The 16,283-nt window shown below is 58.6% G+C and carries 9 protein-coding genes; 4 read left to right on the top strand and 5 right to left on the bottom strand.

Translation table 11 applies throughout. The annotated features are described in order from the left end of the window. Nucleotides 1–3 precede the first annotated feature (3 nt). Nucleotides 4–3,126 carry an ABC transporter transmembrane domain-containing protein gene (locus RLO149_RS20655; RefSeq protein WP_013964030.1) on the bottom strand — a complete coding sequence of 1,041 codons (3,123 nt, stop codon included), beginning with the start codon at nt 3,124–3,126 and terminating at the stop codon, nt 4–6. Nucleotides 3,127–3,329: 203 nt separating this feature from the next. Here RLO149_RS20655 and ilvD point away from each other — a divergent pair, with 203 nt between their 5' ends. After that, the gene (gene ilvD / locus RLO149_RS20650) at nt 3,330–5,093 is read left to right on the top strand and encodes a dihydroxy-acid dehydratase (protein WP_013964029.1); all 1,764 of its coding nucleotides are present in this window, start codon (nt 3,330–3,332) and stop codon (nt 5,091–5,093) included. Between the two features lie 303 nt (nt 5,094–5,396). On the opposite strand, the gene RLO149_RS20645 is transcribed toward ilvD, so the two are convergent. The 4 genes from RLO149_RS20645 to RLO149_RS20630 form a co-directional block, all read right to left on the bottom strand. After that, complete coding sequence (locus RLO149_RS20645) at nt 5,397–6,737, bottom strand: S41 family peptidase (protein WP_013964028.1); 1,341 nt, start codon at nt 6,735–6,737, stop codon at nt 5,397–5,399. A 6-nt stretch (nt 6,738–6,743) separates the two neighbouring features. Next, complete coding sequence (locus RLO149_RS20640; protein WP_013964027.1) at nt 6,744–7,886, bottom strand: murein hydrolase activator EnvC family protein; 1,143 nt, start codon at nt 7,884–7,886, stop codon at nt 6,744–6,746. Continuing rightward, entirely contained in the window at nt 7,871–9,388 is a 1,518-nt protein-coding gene (gene gpmI / locus RLO149_RS20635) for a 2,3-bisphosphoglycerate-independent phosphoglycerate mutase (RefSeq protein ID WP_013964026.1), read from the bottom strand. Before gpmI ends, RLO149_RS20640 begins: the two co-directional genes overlap by 16 nt. 74 nt (nt 9,389–9,462) lie before the next feature. Next, entirely contained in the window at nt 9,463–12,438 is a 2,976-nt protein-coding gene (locus tag RLO149_RS20630) for an error-prone DNA polymerase (RefSeq protein WP_013964025.1), read from the bottom strand. Between the two features lie 130 nt (nt 12,439–12,568). Here RLO149_RS20630 and RLO149_RS20625 point away from each other — a divergent pair, with 130 nt between their 5' ends. The 3 genes from RLO149_RS20625 (at nt 12,569) to polA (ending at nt 16,191) form a co-directional block, all read left to right on the top strand. Next, a complete protein-coding gene (locus tag RLO149_RS20625) occupies nt 12,569–13,036 on the top strand; it encodes a DUF1203 domain-containing protein (protein ID WP_013964024.1) in 468 nt (155 codons plus the stop codon). A gap of 80 nt (nt 13,037–13,116) precedes the next feature. Beyond that, nucleotides 13,117–13,293: a zinc-finger domain-containing protein gene (locus RLO149_RS23325; protein WP_083825492.1), complete on the top strand. Its 177-nt coding sequence runs from the start codon at nt 13,117–13,119 to the stop codon at nt 13,291–13,293. Between the two features lie 96 nt (nt 13,294–13,389). Then, entirely contained in the window at nt 13,390–16,191 is a 2,802-nt protein-coding gene (gene polA / locus RLO149_RS20620) for a DNA polymerase I (protein WP_013964022.1), read from the top strand. Nucleotides 16,192–16,283: the final 92 nt, after the last annotated feature.

Raw genomic sequence — 16,283 nt, 5'->3', positions numbered from 1 at the left:
TCTCTATTCCGCTGCCTTTGAACGCTGCTGATCCGAGCGCCCTGCGGCTTGCTGCTCTTCGGCAACTTCGCGAATGCTCACCCCTGATGCACGCAGCACTTCCGCAGCACCAGACAGATGGCTTGCCACTGTTTTCAAAAGGCTCATCAGCACGTCGGGATCGTCCCCGATCACGGCGCGAAACTGCTCTGCGCCGATCCGCAGGAACTGGCTGTCTGTCTGGGCGATCAGGTCAAGCTGGCGCGGCTCATCCAGAATAATCGCGAGGTCGCCAATCAACCGCCCCGGCTCAACCTTTGTCACTTCCTGACGGGTGCCGGAGTTGTCGACATAGCTCATCATCGCGTTGCCGGAGAGGCATAGATAGACCGCATCCGCCCGCTCACCCATTGAGAATATCTGTTTGCCCTTGGGCGCGTCATACCACTGAGCAGCGAAAGCCAGCAGCCGCTGACTGCGCGCCTCCAGATCAGAAAACAACGCAGTGCGCGAGATCACCCGGATTTTACGCCTCAGATCGTCCGAGCCAGAGGCATCATCCTCAACCTCTTCCACATCGGATTCGCCGTCAATCCGGCCATTTTTGATTTCGATATGCAGATCATACGCCTGCGGGTTTTCAAAATTATCCTCAAGGAAAATCATGGTGGTCTTGGGCAGCAACTCCTGAAGGCGCGCCCGGGTGCGCTGGCGGGACGTTGCATCATGGCTGGCCAAAACCGTATCGAGGATGAGAATATCGGGCCGCTTGATGCCCGCCCTGCTGAAAGCTGCACGTTCCTGAAAGATGTTCGTCATATTCGAGCCCGCCAACCCGGTTGGAACATCAAGGACCGTCTCTGCGACGAGCCGTTTCAGGCCTTTTTCCGCGAGCACCTCGGCGACGATGTCCTCGATCAATTCGCCCTGTACACCCGCAAAGGCCGCAATTCGCCCATAAAGAACGTTGTCCATCAACGTCAGACGCGGCAGGTAATTCTCGGGCGCGACAGGAACAAACAAGTCCTTCAGGCGGTTGCGAATTTCCTCGCTCTTGGTTTTACGGATTTCAACGATTTCCTGTTTGAAGCTTTCGGGAAAACCCGGGCCTATCTGCTCTGCGGTGAAGGCAAATGGCACTGTCAGCAACAGTGCGAATTCTTCTTCGCTGATCGCCTGATCGCCTCTGTCCTTACGGCGCATGGCGATATCTACCAGCTTTTCATACAGTTCTTCTTCGATCCCCAGTGCGGTAAACAGGGGGTGGCTCGTGCCATCCATGCCAAAGGTCTGGTGCAACGTTTCGATCAGCGTCTGGGAAATGGCGATCCCCTGCTCTGCGAGGCCAATTTCGGTGAACAGGCGCAGAAAGTTGCTCTCTGATGCAAGGTTCTGTTGCGTGATGTGTTTTCTGGGCGAGGCGAACATCAGGTTCCCCCCCAAGGGGACCGACGGGTTGAACTCATCCGGGTCAAAGCGATTGACCAGCGACGCAAGCCCCCGTTCCTGTAGCCGCGCATGCACGTCATCGCGCAAATCAACCAGCTGCTGCGCAAGTTCCGGGTGTTTCGCCGGGTCCATGCGCGCATCCAGCATGCGGCGGAACATGATGTCATCCGTGCCCATGGCTTCGACAAGATGGAACCACCATCCGCGTATTTCTTCGGCGGTATTCAGACCGGCAAGCTGCGGGTCGAGCCAGTCCGCTTTGGTGCTGTCCAGACTGTTGCCGGAACGTTGCGCCTCGATTGCCGCTTTGTCTTTGTGCTGTGGGTCCCACAAAACGGTTTTCGGGCTGGTTTTGAGCGGCATGAACAGGTTTTCACCCAAAGTGCCGTTAAACAGGTAGGGCCGCGAGTGTGCATACCCGATGCGCGCGGCCACAACAGCTTGATGCAATTCATTCAGATGCCTGCCGGCAATTGTGATATCGCCCCGCGCGGGGATGACCTCTCGCGTCAACAGTTCGGCAAAAGCGATACGCTCGGACTGGTTGGTGGATTTGACAGCAACGCGCGCACCTGCTGGAATCTCAAGATTGATGTTTTCCAGCACCGCATTGCCGTCGGCGTTGCGCACGGTCACGTTCTTCATCGAGATTGCGCCATCAAGACGCGGCATTTCGTCGGGCTCACCTTCGAACAGGCTTTCCTCAATCATGCCCTTGGGCGCGAAACGCTCGACCACAATTTCCCATCGCAGGGACATGTCCTGCACCTGATTGTAGTAGGTCAGCAACTCCTTCCACGGCGAGCTCAGATCCTTATACGCCGCGAGTGCCGCCACCAGCGCGCCCACGGTAATATCACCGCGAATGGCCAGAACGCCGCCGACCGAATAGAAAAAGAATGGCGTCAGCTGTGTGATGAAATTGTTGAGGAACTTCATGAAGAATTTTTTCTGGTAGATCTGAAAGCGAATGTCGAACAGGCGGCCCAGCCGGTCCGTGAATCCGGCCAGACGAAAACGCCAGCCACCATTGGTCCGCAGGTCCGTCACACCGGCAGCGGTTTCGCCGATTTCAGCGGCGAACTGGCGGACCTCGACAATCCGCCTTTTGTTCAACTGGTTGATTTGCCGTTGCAACATGGGGATCAGCCACGCCTGCAAGGGAATAAGCGCGATCCCCGCAAGGCCAAACCAGACGCTTTGCGCAAACAAAAAGGCCACGATGATCAACATCTGCCCGGCCTGGAAGACCGGCTGCGCCACGGCGTCCCCCATCAAACCGCCCATCGGCTCGGCCTCGGAAGTGACCATCGACACAAGCTCACCCTGCGAGGTCGATCGGAAATAGGCGCGCGGGAACCGCATCATGCGGCTCACCAACTGAAAGCGGAACCTGCGCAAAAGGCGTTCCGCCAGCACACCTTTCATGGTGTTCAGGCGCATCTTGAGCAAACCGTGGACCAGCACCGACAACAGGTAAAGCCCACACAAGATCATCAGGAACTCGACCTGCGAAACTTGGATACCATCCCAGATTTCAACGATCGAAGACGTGGCACCGATGGCGTCGTTGATGATCCGCTTGGGCAACTCCAGCGTGGCATAGAGAAACGGGAAGGTGAAAACAGTAAACAACAGCAGAACAATCTGCTGTCGTCTGGAATACTTCCAGATGAAAGAAAAAATCGAGGATTCCATATACCGGCTTTCGTCATAGGCCTGAGGACAGGCCGACTGGACCCGCAGGGCGACAGCAGTGAGTGTCCCTGCCTGACGTGCAACTTAGGTCTGTGGGCACATCAATACAAGGACGCATGTGTGGGCTGCCGTTACGCTTGAGCCTTGCGGCCCGCAGGGCGGTTGGCTATGCCTGTTCAAGGTTTTTGTTACGGAGAGACACCATGTCCAGCCAGCGCTTTGATAAATCCAAGCTGCCCAGCCGCCATGTGACCGAGGGGCCCTCACGCGCGCCGCATCGGTCCTATTATTACGCGATGGGCATGACAGAGGAAGAAATCCATCAACCGCTTGTTGGCGTGGCCACCTGCTGGAACGAGGCAGCCCCCTGTAACATCGCCCTGAACCGTCAGGCGCAATCGGTCAAGATGGGTGTGAAACGCGAAAGCGGCACGCCACGTGAATTCACCACCATCACCGTCACCGACGGCATCGCCATGGGCCATGAGGGCATGCGGTCGTCACTGGCGTCACGCGAGGCGATTGCCGATACGGTCGAACTAACCATGCGCGGGCATTGCTATGACGCGCTTGTGGGGCTGGCGGGTTGCGACAAATCCCTGCCGGGCATGATGATGGCGATGATCCGTCTGAATGTGCCATCGGTTTTCCTTTATGGCGGGTCGATCCTGCCGGGACGTGCGCCCAAGGGGGCGTCCGTGCCTGCGGAATACGTTGATCGCGATCTGACCGTTCAGGACATGTTCGAAGCGGTGGGCCATCAGCAAAACGGCACGATGACCGAAGCAGAGCTGGAAGTGCTCGAACGCGTCGCCTGCCCCTCGGCCGGAGCCTGTGGCGGGCAGTTTACCGCCAACACCATGGCCTGTGTATCCGAGGCCATCGGTCTGGCGTTGCCCAATTCTGCCGGGGCACCTGCGCCGTACGAATCCCGTGACGCCTATGCCGAAGCCTCGGGTGCGGCCGTCATGAACCTGATCGAAAAGAACATCCGCGCGCGCGATATCTGCACGCGGCAGGCCTTTGAGAATGCAGCCCGGATCGTCGCTTGTACGGGCGGGTCGACCAACGCCGGTCTGCACCTGCCTGCCATGGCGCATGAGGCGGGCATCGATTTCTTCCTCGAAGACGTCTGCGAGATCTTCCGCGACACGCCCTACTTCGTCGATCTGAAACCGGGCGGGCAGTATGTCGCCAAGGACATGTACGAAGCGGGCGGCGTGCCCGTGGTGATGAAAGAGCTGCGCAAGGCGGGTCTGTTGCACGAGGATTGCATGACCGTCACCGGCTATTCCATCGGCGAGGAACTGGACAAGGTCAGCCTTGAAGCGGACGGGCGCGTTGTCTATCCGATTGAAACACCGCTGTCGAAAACCGGTGGCGTCGTCGGCCTCAAGGGCAATCTTGCCCCCGAAGGGGCCATCGTGAAAATCGCCGGGATGGAACCGCAGCATTTGCTGTTCACCGGCCCTGCGCGCATCTTTGAATGTGAGCAGGACGCGTTTGAAGCCGTCCAGAACCGCACCTATGAAGAAGGCGATGTCTTTGTCATTCGCAACGAAGGTCCAGCAGGCGGCCCCGGCATGCGCGAGATGCTGGCGACGACCGCGGCGCTTTCCGGTCAGGGCATGGGCAAGAAAGTCGCGCTGATCACAGATGGGCGTTTCTCGGGGGCCACGCGTGGCTTTTGTGTCGGCCATGTCGGTCCAGAGGCTGCCCATGGTGGTCCAATCGCGCTGCTTGAAGACGGCGATATGATCAGCCTGAATGCGATTGAGGGGACAATCTCCGTTGACGTGTCCGAAGAGGACATGGCCGAGCGCAAAGCCAACTGGAAGGGCGCGCGCCCGACGATCTATGGTGCTGGTGCCTTGTGGAAATACGCACAACTTGTGGGGCCGACCTATCTTGGGGCCGTGACCCATCCGGGCGGTAAAGACGAAGGCCACGAGTACATGGAACTGTAAAGCACTTTGCCTGTGATTCGTATCACAGGTCGCTGCCTTTCGCTTGGGGCGCGCATCTTGCGATACGAATGCACAAGATACAACGAAAAAAGCCTCACGCGGCCCGGTGCTGCGTGAGGCTTTTTTTGGGACCAAGGACAGTCAAAAGCAGGTTCTGATCCGGCATATTTTGACACTATGAGGGCACTATCTGGCCTTCATCGCATTAAAACCCACCCTCTCTCACAAAACCAAATGACCAATGTCCAAGCTGGATATTGCGCCTGAATTGCCCCGCCTGACACGGCGGGGCGCTTCAATAACCTAGCGGTTGCTGGTTCCGATGGCCGACAGACCTTTGAGAATATCAATGGCATAGGCCAGTTGGTAATCCTCTTCGCGCAGGGCCGCTGCAGCTTCGGCTTTGGCGCGGTCTGCTTCGATCTGCTTGATCTCATCTTCCGACAGGCTGTCATTGTTCAAAGAACCGCGCAGATCCGCTTCGGAGCGGGACGGACGGTTTGTTGTCTCGTCCTCTTCTTCTTCTGCCAGACTGCGGCGTGGCTGCTCAACAACGATGTCGGGGGAAACGCCCAGAGACTGGATCGAACGACCTGACGGCGTGTAATACCGCGCAGTCGTCAGGCGCATCGCACCATCGCTGCGCAGGGGCATCACTGTTTGCACGGAGCCTTTGCCAAAACTCTTGGTACCGACAACAATCGCGCGGCGGTGATCCTGCAAAGCACCCGCTACGATCTCGGAGGCAGAGGCAGAGCCGCCATTGATCAGAACCACGATCGGTTTGCCTTCGGCAAGATCGCCAGCGGTTGCGTTGAACCGCTCTCCGTCCTGAATTTCACGACCACGGGTGGATACAATTTCACCCTTTTCCAAAAAGGCATCCGACACCCGGATCGCTTGCGTCAGCAAACCACCGGGGTTGTTGCGCAGGTCAATGACGATCCCGTTGATCGCATCAATGCCGCCTGCTTCTTCGATCTGCTCTTTGAGACCGGATTGCAGGTTGGTGTAGGTCTGATCGTTGAACGTCGTTACCCGCAGCACAACCGTATCACCCTGTGTCCGCGTGCGCACAGCGGTCAGTTTGATCGTGTCGCGAATGATGGAGACATCAAACGGCTCTGGCTCGCCCTCGCGCACCAATGTGATGATGATCTCGGACCCAACGGGGCCCCGCATCAAGGTCACCGCCTCGTCCAGCGCCAGACCGAGAACGGATTCGCCGTCAACATGCGTGATGAAATCACCTGCTTCGACGCCCGCCTCATCCGCAGGGGTGCCATCAATGGGCGAGACGACTTTGACAAAGCCTTCTTCCTGCGTGACCTCGATGCCGAGGCCGCCAAACTCGCCGCGTGTCTGAACCCGCATTTGTGCTGCGTCATCCGGGCTGAGATAGCTGGAATGCGGATCAAGCGAGGTCAGCATACCATCAATCGCAGCTTCAATCAGCTCTCCGGGGTCGACCTCTTCAACATATTGCGCACGAATGCGTTCAAAAATATCCCCGAAAAGATCAAGCTGCTCGTATACGTTGCTCGACTTTGCGGAATCCTGCGCGAGCAAGGGACCTGCGATCTGGGTTGTCGCGATGACACCAGCCAGGGTTCCGCCCAATGCCGCCATGGCAAATTTTTTCATAAATCTCTATCCATCCTTTTCTGTCCGGAACCAATCGCTCGGATCCTCAGGCGTATTTTTCACTCTTACCTCTATATAGAGCGTTTCTGAACGCCCTGTACCAGTCTGATCACCATCTGTTGACAACTCTGCGGCAATTTTGTCGCCAACACCGCCCATAAGACCCAGCGGTGCATCCGCTTTAATCACGTCACCGGCCGCACCGTATACGGTCTCCAACCCCGCGAAGACAAAGAGAACTTCGGCCTGCGGTTCGAGAATCACCACCTGTCCGAAATCGAGCAACGGCCCGACATAGCGGATTGTTGCAGGAACGGGGCTGGTAACCAGGGCAGCGGGTTGCGTTGCCATAATGATGCCCGGACGGCGGATACCAGCCGCATCTGCTTCGCCCGCAGCGCGCAAAAGGCGACCCCGCACGGGCAGATCAAGCGCGCCTTTGTCTCCGGCCAGATCAGGCGGGACGATGGCGATCTCTTCGAGAATGACGCGGTCCAGACCAGCCGCGAATTCATCCAGCGTTTCAGCCGTGTCGATAAGGATGGCCTCGTTGATAGGATCGCTCACAAAGCGTTTGGGCAAATCTGTACGATCGGCCATGGCTTGATTGAGCGCCGCGCGCGCTTCCTGCACCTGTTGCAGGGCCGCTTCCAGACGGGTTGATGCATCCGTTTGAAGGGCCGCAAGCGCCTGCAATTCCTCAAGATCCCGGCGCACATCAGCCGCCTTGGCACTGAGCGCCGGGGTCACTTCGGCCACGAGCATACCAGCGCGTGCTGCCCCCGTCGGGCCACCGGGGTGAAGCAGTATGACCGGCGACGACGCGCCCCCAACCCGCTGCAAAACAGCCAAGAGGGACGCGATCTCCCGTTCTTGCGCGATGAGTTGCGCGGATAACTGCGCTTCACGGGCGGAGGCTTGCCGCAAGCCACTGCGCAAGGCACCAAGGCCTTCTTCGAATGCGGTGACGGTTTCGGTCAGGGCGCGCACCCGGTCGCGTGCAGACTGGGCAGCTTCCAGTTTACTGCTCGCCTCATCCAGCATCTCGACAGCCAGTCGCGCACGCTCCGCAGGCGTGGTTTGTGCGACAGCGAATGCAGGCAGCAATAGCACCATCAAAAGGGCCAGCAGCTTTATGACATCAGGCATTTGCCGGTCATTTCCTTTGGTGGTTCTAATCCCATCAAATGCAGGATGGTCGGGGCCAGATCGGCCAGCCGTCCGTTACTGAGGGTCGTGTTCTCTGGCGCGCCAACCATAACCACAGGCACAGGGTTCAGGGTATGGGCGGTATGCGGACCGCCTGTTTCAGGGTCAATCATCACATCGCAATTGCCATGATCGGCCGTGACGATCATCGCACCACCCGCCTTTTCCAGCGCGGCCAGAACCCGGCCAAGCCCGTGATCAACCGCCTCGCAGGCCTTCATCGCGGCCTGCAAATCGCCTGTGTGCCCGACCATGTCGGGGTTGGCGTAGTTCACGACGATCAGATCATAGCCTTCCTCAATCGCCGCGACAAAGGCATCCGTGACCTCTTTGGATGACATCTCAGGCTGTAAATCATAGGTCGCCACATCAGGGGATTTCGGCATCAAACGGTCCTCACCGGCGAAAGAGACCTCTTCCCCGCCGTTCAGGAAAAACGTGACATGCGGATATTTTTCAGTCTCCGCCAGCCGGTATTGACGCAAGCCCTGTTGCGCCACCCAATCCCCCAGCGTGTTCACGATTTCCGGTTTGGGGTACATGGTCGTCATATAAGCCGCATGCGCCTGCGAATACTGCGCCATACCCATCAGCCTTGCCCAATCGGGGCGGTCTCCGGTGTCGAATGCGCTGAATTCGGGATCGCCGATTGCCGCCATGATTTCGCGGGCGCGGTCGGCGCGAAAGTTCAGGCAAAAGAATCCGTCGTTGTCTTTTGCACCCGTGTATCCGTCCAGAACTGTGGGTAAGATGAATTCATCGTTTTCACCCTGCGCATAGGCCTGATCCACCGCATCAGATGCGGACGCGGCCTTGCGTCCCGTGCCCGTGACGATGGCCTGATAGGCTTTGGATACCCTGTCCCAGCGATTGTCGCGGTCCATGGCAAAATAACGCCCGGTGACGGTTGCAATCTCAACGCCGTCCGGCAAAGCCGCCTGCAGCGTCTCAAAATACCCAAGGGCAGAGCGTGGGGCCACGTCACGCCCGTCTGTCAGCGCATGAATGACCACGGGAATATTTTCATCAGCGAGGGCCTTGGCGGCGGCAACCATATGGTTGATGTGCCCATGCACCCCACCGTCCGAGACGACGCCCATCAGATGCGCCGTGCCGCCGCTGTCTTGAAGGGTCACGATGAAGGCCCTGAGACGGGAGTTTTGCGCAAAAATCCCCTCTTCGATCGCCAGATCAATCTGGCCCAGATCCATGGCGACCACGCGGCCTGCGCCAATATTGGTATGACCGACTTCGGAGTTTCCCATCTGGCCGCTGGGCAGCCCGACATCGGGGCCAAAGGTCGTCAGCGTCGCATGCGGGCAGGTCGCCATGAGGCGGTCCATATTGGGCGTATCGGCCAGCAAGGGCGCATTGCCTTCGCGCCGCTCGCTCAATCCCCAGCCATCAAGGATGCAAAGTACCACTGGTTTAGGTCCGGTCATATGTGCGCCTGCTGTTTTGCCTTGTTTCGGGCCTTGTAACGCTTGGCAGGCGCGGGGTGAAGGGCACAGATGCCCTAGTCCGGATTACCGCCTGTATAGCTCAGTTTGGACAGATCGGGTGCTTTGCCCTCCGCAGGTGCAAGGGACACAGGTTTTGCTCCCGGCTGTGGGGTCAACCGGTGCCTGAGCAGCGCCATCGGATGCGCCCTGAGCGTCAGGCGCATGGCGACATAATCCTCGACCACCTCTTCGCCCAATGTCATTTCGGGCAACAGGGCTGCGGGTTCATCAATGGCTTCACCGTCGATATCGCCTGCAAACAGCGGCAGCGGCGCGCCCGGCACAAGTGCTTTGGCCTCCCACAGGGCGGCGCGGCGATTAAGGTCAAGGGCTGCAAAAACATCTGCCTCGGCAAGACGTTCGATCATCATTGGCTGCAGCCCGGCCCGTCGCCACACATCCCGCACGGAGCGATAGCCGTTACCGCGCGCCGCCGTCAGCCACGTGGCGTCCTCTTCGCTGACGCCTTTGATCTGCCGGAACCCCAACCGCAGCGCGAGGCCACCCTGACCATCCGGCTCCATCACGTTTTCCCAAAAACTGGCGTTGATGCAGATGGGCCGCACATCGACCCCATGTTCGCGCGCGTCCCGCACGATCTGGGCGGGGGCGTAAAACCCCATGGGCTGCGAATTCAGCAGCGCGCAGGCAAAGATGCCGGGGTGGTGGCATTTGATCCAAGACGAGGCATAGACCAGCAGCGCAAAACTGGCCGCGTGGCTTTCGGGGAAACCATACGATCCGAATCCTTCGATCTGACTGAAACAGCGCTCGGCAAAATCTTCATCATAGCCCTTGTTTTTCATGCCCCGCAGAAACAGGTTTCTGAATTCGCTGACGTTGCCGTGCTTTTTGAAGGTCGCCAGCGAACGGCGCAGACGGTCCGCCTGATCGGGGGTAAAGCCCGCGCCGACAATGGCGATCTGCATCGCCTGTTCCTGAAAAAGCGGCACGCCCAGTGTCTTGCCCAGCACCTCGCCCAACTCGTCCGAGGGAAAGGAGACCTCTTCTTCTCCATTGCGGCGGCGGATGTAGGGATGCACCATATCGCCCTGAATGGGACCGGGGCGGATGATCGCGACCTCGATGACCAGATCATAGAAACAACGCGGGCGCATGCGCGGCAGGAAATTCATCTGCGCGCGGCTTTCCACCTGAAACACCCCGATGCTGTCCGCGCGGCAGAGCATATCATAGACCACCGGATCCTCGGGCGGCAGGGAGGCCAGCGTGTGGCTGACGTTATGGTGCATCTGCATCAGATCAAACGCCTTGCGGATACAGGTGAGCATGCCGAGGCTGAGGACATCAACCTTGAGGATGCCCAGCGTTTCGATGTCATCCTTGTCCCAGCAAATGACCGTGCGCCCTTCCATCGTGGCGTTTTCAATGGGGACCAGTTCGTCAAGCCGCCCTTCGGTGATCACAAAGCCCCCCACGTGTTGGGACAGATGGCGGGGAAAGCCGTTGATCTCATAGACCAGTGCAAGGGTTTGTTGCAGGCGGCGGTCGTTTGCATCCAGCCCGATTTCGGCCATGCGTTCCGCCTCGATCCCCTTGGTGGAAAAGAACCCCCAAAGCTGTGAGGAGAGCGCAGAGATCGTGTCTTCGCTCAGCCCCATGGCGCGGCCCACCTCGCGGATCGCGCGTTTGCCCCGGTAGTGCACGACCGTCGCGCAAAGCCCCGCGCGGTGGCGGCCGTAGCGTTCATAGATATGCTGGATGACTTCTTCGCGGCGCTCATGTTCGAAATCCACGTCGATATCAGGGGGTTCATTGCGGGCCTCTGACACGAAACGCTCAAAAACCATCGTGCCGATCTCGGGGGACACGGAGGTGACGCCCAGACAATAACAGACCACCGAATTGGCCGCGGACCCGCGCCCCTGACACAGGATGTCGCGCGACCGGGCAAAGGCCACAATGTCGCGCACGGTCAGGAAATAGGGCTCGTATTTCAACTTGCCAATGAGAGTGAGCTCATGTTCCAGCAGGCGGTGAACCTTGTCAGAGGCCCCTGCCGGGTAGCGCCAGGCAAGCCCCTCATAGGCCAGACGGCGCAACCGGTCCGATGGGGTTTCATTCTCTGCAATCTCTGACGGGTATTCATAGCGCAGTTCATCCAGTGAGAACTTCAGGCTTTGGGCAAGGGTGTGGGCGCGGTCCACGGCAGCTTCAAACCCTTTGAAAAGGCGGCGCATCTCGGCTTCTGAACGCAGGCGTGCCTCACTGTTGGGCAAGGCGTCGCGGCCCAGATCATCAACGCGGCATCCGGTTCGGATTGCGGTCACAACATCTGCAAGTTTGCGGCGCGCGCCGTGATGCATGACAGGGGCCGCACTGGCCACCGTCGGCAAACCCAGACGCCGCGCCTGTTCGGTGAGGTCTGCAAAGCGCTGAGGGTCGCGGCCATCATACTGTGGGAAAAGGCCGATATGAATTTTCCCGGTAAAGCGGCGCGTCAACTGTCGCGCGGTTTGCGCCCATCCACCCGCGCCGCACGGCACCTCCTGCGCCTGTGGCCAGAGGATCAATTGCAGCCCGCTGCCCCCTTCCAACAGATCTTGCAGGCGCAATTCGCAAGAGCCTTTTTCGGCACGCTGCCGTCCCATTGAAAGAAGACGGCACAGGGTGCCCCATCCTACCCGGTTTTCCGGCAGGGCCGTGATTTCGCAAGCATCCGAGAAAACCAGCCGTGCCGCAGGGATCAGGCGCGGCATTGCGTAAAGGAACGTGGGCGTCACCCGCAACCCCGCCGGCAGGGCAGGGCCGATCTGGCCATTTGCGGCCTCCCATGTCTGCCGCTCGCGCACCTGCCGGGCGATGTCGCGCGCCTGCGCATGGGCACGGACGATTCCCGCCACCGTGTTTTCATCTGCGATTGCAATGGCTCCGATACCCAGCGCCGCCGCACGGGACATGTATTCCTCCGGGTGGGAGGCACCTTTGAGGAAAGAGAAATTAGAGGTGATATTGAGTTCAGCAAACATGGTTACAAATCACCATATTCCCTTTTTGTTCTCATTTGGAGTCACATTCGAAAGCGCAGGAAACGGATTGCGGCAAAAACATGAAATCCGCCATTCAGGGCGCGTCATCCAGACGATGAGGGAAGTCAAAATGCCACTTTACAGTGCCTTACCAACAGAGATGGTGCGCGCCCTTCAGGCCGGGGGAGTTGACGCGAACGGTCAGGTCGCCGAATTCAGCACCTCGGATGGGTTTTCCAACCCCTGCCGACACTGCCTGCAAGACATCCCACAAGGTCACGGCATGTTGATTCTCGCTCATCGTCCTTTTGCCCGGGTGCATCCCTATGCGGAAACAGGACCGGTTTTTCTGTGCTCAGACCAGTGTGACCGATGGCAAAGCGTCAGCAATCTGCCCCCCATTCTCGCCACCTCGCCTGAATACCTGATCAAAGGCTACGATGCGGCGGAGCGGATTGTCTATGGCACGGGCACCGTCGTGCCTGCCATAACTCTATCGGCCAGTATCGACGCGATCCTTGAAAACCCAGCCGTCGCATTTGTGCACATTCGATCCGCACGCAACAATTGCTATCAGGCACGTGCCGATAAAGGATAGCGGATCGCTGTTCAGATGGGCTTGCCCCGAGACGCGGCTTTGGCCATAAAGCAGCCGTGTAGAGTCAAGGAAACTTTCCCATGCAGCAGCCCCCTGAGACAAAGATTGTCGATCGCTTTCGTATTGCCTGCGACGGTGGCGAAGGCGCGCTTGGGCATCCGCGCGTGTGGCTGCAAATTCCAAAAGACACCGGCTGGGTGGAATGTGGCTATTGCGACTGCAAATATATCCACAAGGATTACGCAGACAAAACATGAGCGCTTGCACGCATTGCACCTGCCTTGGGGTTATGTGTAAGCCAAAGACAGGTGACGCATTTGTCATGTCTTGAGACATCTTGAGGGAGCGGTTCGATGACAAACACTTTTGGCAAAGGGCATCACCTTCACCTCATCGACGGGTCGGCGTTTATCTTTCGGGCCTATCATGCGCTGCCCCCTCTGACGCGCAAATCCGACGGGCTGCCGATTGGAGCCGTTTCGGGCTTTTGCAACATGCTGCACCGCTATGTTGAGGGAAACACCGGCCCTGATGCGCCAACCCATGTCGCCGTTATTTTCGACAAAGGCAGCCATACGTTCCGCAATGACATGTATGATCTGTACAAAGCCAACCGGGAGGCCATGCCCGAAGACTTGCGCCCGCAGATCCCGCTGACCCGGCGCGCGACGGAAGCCTTCAACATCGCCTGCAAGGAAAAAGAAGGCTATGAGGCGGATGACATTATCGCGACATTGGCCGTTCAGGCCCGCAAGGCCGGTGGCACCTGCACCATCATCAGTTCTGACAAGGATCTGATGCAGCTTGTGGGCGACGGCGTCGAGATGCTGGACGCGATGAAAAACAAGCGGATTGACCGCGACGGGGTCTTTGAGAAATTTGGCGTCTATCCGGAACGGGTGGTCGACGTTCAGGCGCTGGCGGGCGATTCTGTCGATAACGTACCCGGTGCGCCCGGGATCGGCATCAAGACCGCCGCCCTGCTGATCAATGAATACGGCGATCTGGACAGCCTGCTGGAACGCGCAGGCGAAATCAAACAGCCCAAACGCAAACAGACACTGATAGATCACGCAGACCAGATCCGCCTGTCGCGCAGGCTGGTTTTGCTGGATGAGGCCACGCCGTTGGACTTCACCCTCGAAGACCTTGAGGTGCGCGACCCCAATCCAGACCAATTGATGCCGTTTCTGGCCGAAATGGAATTCCGAACGCTGACCAAACGCATTGCCGACCAGCTTAAGGTCGAGATGCCAGAAATCAACGACACGCCCGCCAATGCGCCGGCGGCGCTTGAAATCGCCGATGTGCCTTTTGACAAGGCCGGATACTCTCAGGTCGACAGTGCGAAAGCCCTGCAAGAGTGGATCGATCAAATCTACGAGCGTGGCTATGTCGCCGTGGATACCGAAACAACCGGACTGAATGACATGACCGCGGATCTGGTCGGGGTTTCGCTCTGCGTTGAGCCGGGCAAGGCCTGCTATATCCCGCTAATTCACAAAGCGGCCAGCAGCGATGACCTTTTTGGCTCTGACGATCTGGCGGAAGGGCAAATGCCGCTGGAGACGGCGCTGGAAATGCTCAAACCCGTTCTGGAGGATGAGAGCATCCTCAAGATCGGGCAGAACATGAAATATGATGCCAAGATATTCGCGCAGGTGGGGATCACCGTCGCGCCCATCGATGACACAATGCTGATGTCTTACGCCATGCACGGCGGTCTGCACGGGCACGGCATGGACGCCTTGTCGGAACGGTATCTGGGCCACACGCCCCTGCCCATAAAGCCGCTGTTAGGCTCTGGTAAGTCTGCGATTACCTTTGACAAGGTGCCGCTCAACGATGCGGTGCCCTATGCTGCTGAGGATGCGGATGTCACCCTGCGCTTGTGGCAGCAGTTCAAACCGGCCCTTCACCGCGCACAGGTCACACGGGTCTATGAAACGCTTGAACGTCCGATGGTGGCCGTGCTTGCGGATATGGAGCGTGCAGGGATTAAGGTGGACCGTGATACCCTCAGCCGGATGTCCAATGCCTTCAGCCAGAAAATGGCCGCGCTGGAAGATGAGATTTACACGCTGGTCGGGCGTAAATTCAATGTGGGCAGCCCAAAACAACTGGGTGAAATCCTGTTTGATGAAATGGGCTTGCAGGGTGGCAAGAAGGGCAAAACCGGGGCCTATGCAACCGGTGCCGATGTGCTTGAGGATCTGGCGACCGAGCATGAACTGCCGCGCCGCATCCTTGACTGGCGGCAACTGTCCAAGCTGAAATCGACCTATACGGACGCGTTGCAGGACCACATCAACCCGGACACGGGCCGTGTGCATACATCCTATTCGATTGCCGGGGCCTCGACCGGGCGGCTGGCCTCAACCGACCCAAACCTGCAGAATATCCCAATTCGCTCTGAGGAAGGCCGTCGCATCCGCGAAGCCTTTGTCGCCGAAGAGGGCAAAACGCTGGTAGCACTCGACTACAGCCAGATTGAGTTGCGCATTCTTGCGCATATCGCCGACATCCCGGCCCTGAAAGCCGCCTTTGACGACGGGCAGGACATCCACGCCATGACCGCGTCAGAGATGTTCGATGTTCCCCTCGATGAAATGACACCGGAGATTCGCAGACAGGCCAAGGCGATCAATTTTGGCGTCATCTACGGCATCTCGGGCTTTGGTCTGGCGCGCAACCTGCGTATCCCGCGCAGCGAGGCGCAGGGCTTTATCGACCGGTATTTCGAACGATTCCCCGGCATCCGCACCTATATGGACGACACCAAGGCATTCGCCAAAGAACACGGCTATGTCGAGACGCTGTTTGGCCGTCGGATTCACACACCAAACATCGGGGCAAAGGGGCCTCAGGCAGGGTTTGCCGCGCGCGCAGCGATCAATGCGCCGATACAGGGCACCGCCGCCGATGTGATCCGCCGGGCGATGATCCGCATGCCCGCCGCCATCGTGGATCTGCCCGCAAAGATGCTGCTGCAGGTACATGATGAGCTGTTGTTCGAGGTCGATCAGGGATCGCAGGGCGCCTTGATCGACGCCGCACGCAGCGTCATGGAAAGCGCCGCCGACCCGGTGGTACACCTTGATGTGAAACTGACCGTGGATGCGGGCGAGGGGCCGAACTGGGCCGTGGCGCATTAAAGCGTCATGCGAAAAACCTGAATCACGTAACGCTGCCTGAAATCAATTATTTCAAAGCGTTACGTGATACTTGATGTCTCAGGCATTTCGTC

Source organism: Roseobacter litoralis Och 149, from assembly GCF_000154785.2.
GTDB classification, from domain to species: domain Bacteria; phylum Pseudomonadota; class Alphaproteobacteria; order Rhodobacterales; family Rhodobacteraceae; genus Roseobacter; species Roseobacter litoralis.
Note: the sequence above shows the minus strand (reverse complement) of the source record. Positions and strands in the feature narration are given on the sequence as shown.

Bases quoted from the DNA above. Each gene is read 5' to 3' on its own strand.
- RLO149_RS20655 (WP_013964030.1), bottom strand. From the start codon at position 3,126: ATGGAATCCTCGATTTTTTCTTTCATCTGGAAGTATTCCAGACGACAG.
- ilvD (WP_013964029.1), top strand. From the start codon at position 3,330: ATGTCCAGCCAGCGCTTTGATAAATCCAAGCTGCCCAGCCGCCATGTG.
- RLO149_RS20645 (WP_013964028.1), bottom strand. From the start codon at position 6,737: ATGAAAAAATTTGCCATGGCGGCATTGGGCGGAACCCTGGCTGGTGTC.
- RLO149_RS20640 (WP_013964027.1), bottom strand. From the start codon at position 7,886: ATGCCTGATGTCATAAAGCTGCTGGCCCTTTTGATGGTGCTATTGCTG.
- gpmI (WP_013964026.1), bottom strand. From the start codon at position 9,388: ATGACCGGACCTAAACCAGTGGTACTTTGCATCCTTGATGGCTGGGGA.
- RLO149_RS20630 (WP_013964025.1), bottom strand. From the start codon at position 12,438: ATGTTTGCTGAACTCAATATCACCTCTAATTTCTCTTTCCTCAAAGGT.
- RLO149_RS20625 (WP_013964024.1), top strand. From the start codon at position 12,569: ATGCCACTTTACAGTGCCTTACCAACAGAGATGGTGCGCGCCCTTCAG.
- RLO149_RS23325 (WP_083825492.1), top strand. From the start codon at position 13,117: ATGCAGCAGCCCCCTGAGACAAAGATTGTCGATCGCTTTCGTATTGCC.
- polA (WP_013964022.1), top strand. From the start codon at position 13,390: ATGACAAACACTTTTGGCAAAGGGCATCACCTTCACCTCATCGACGGG.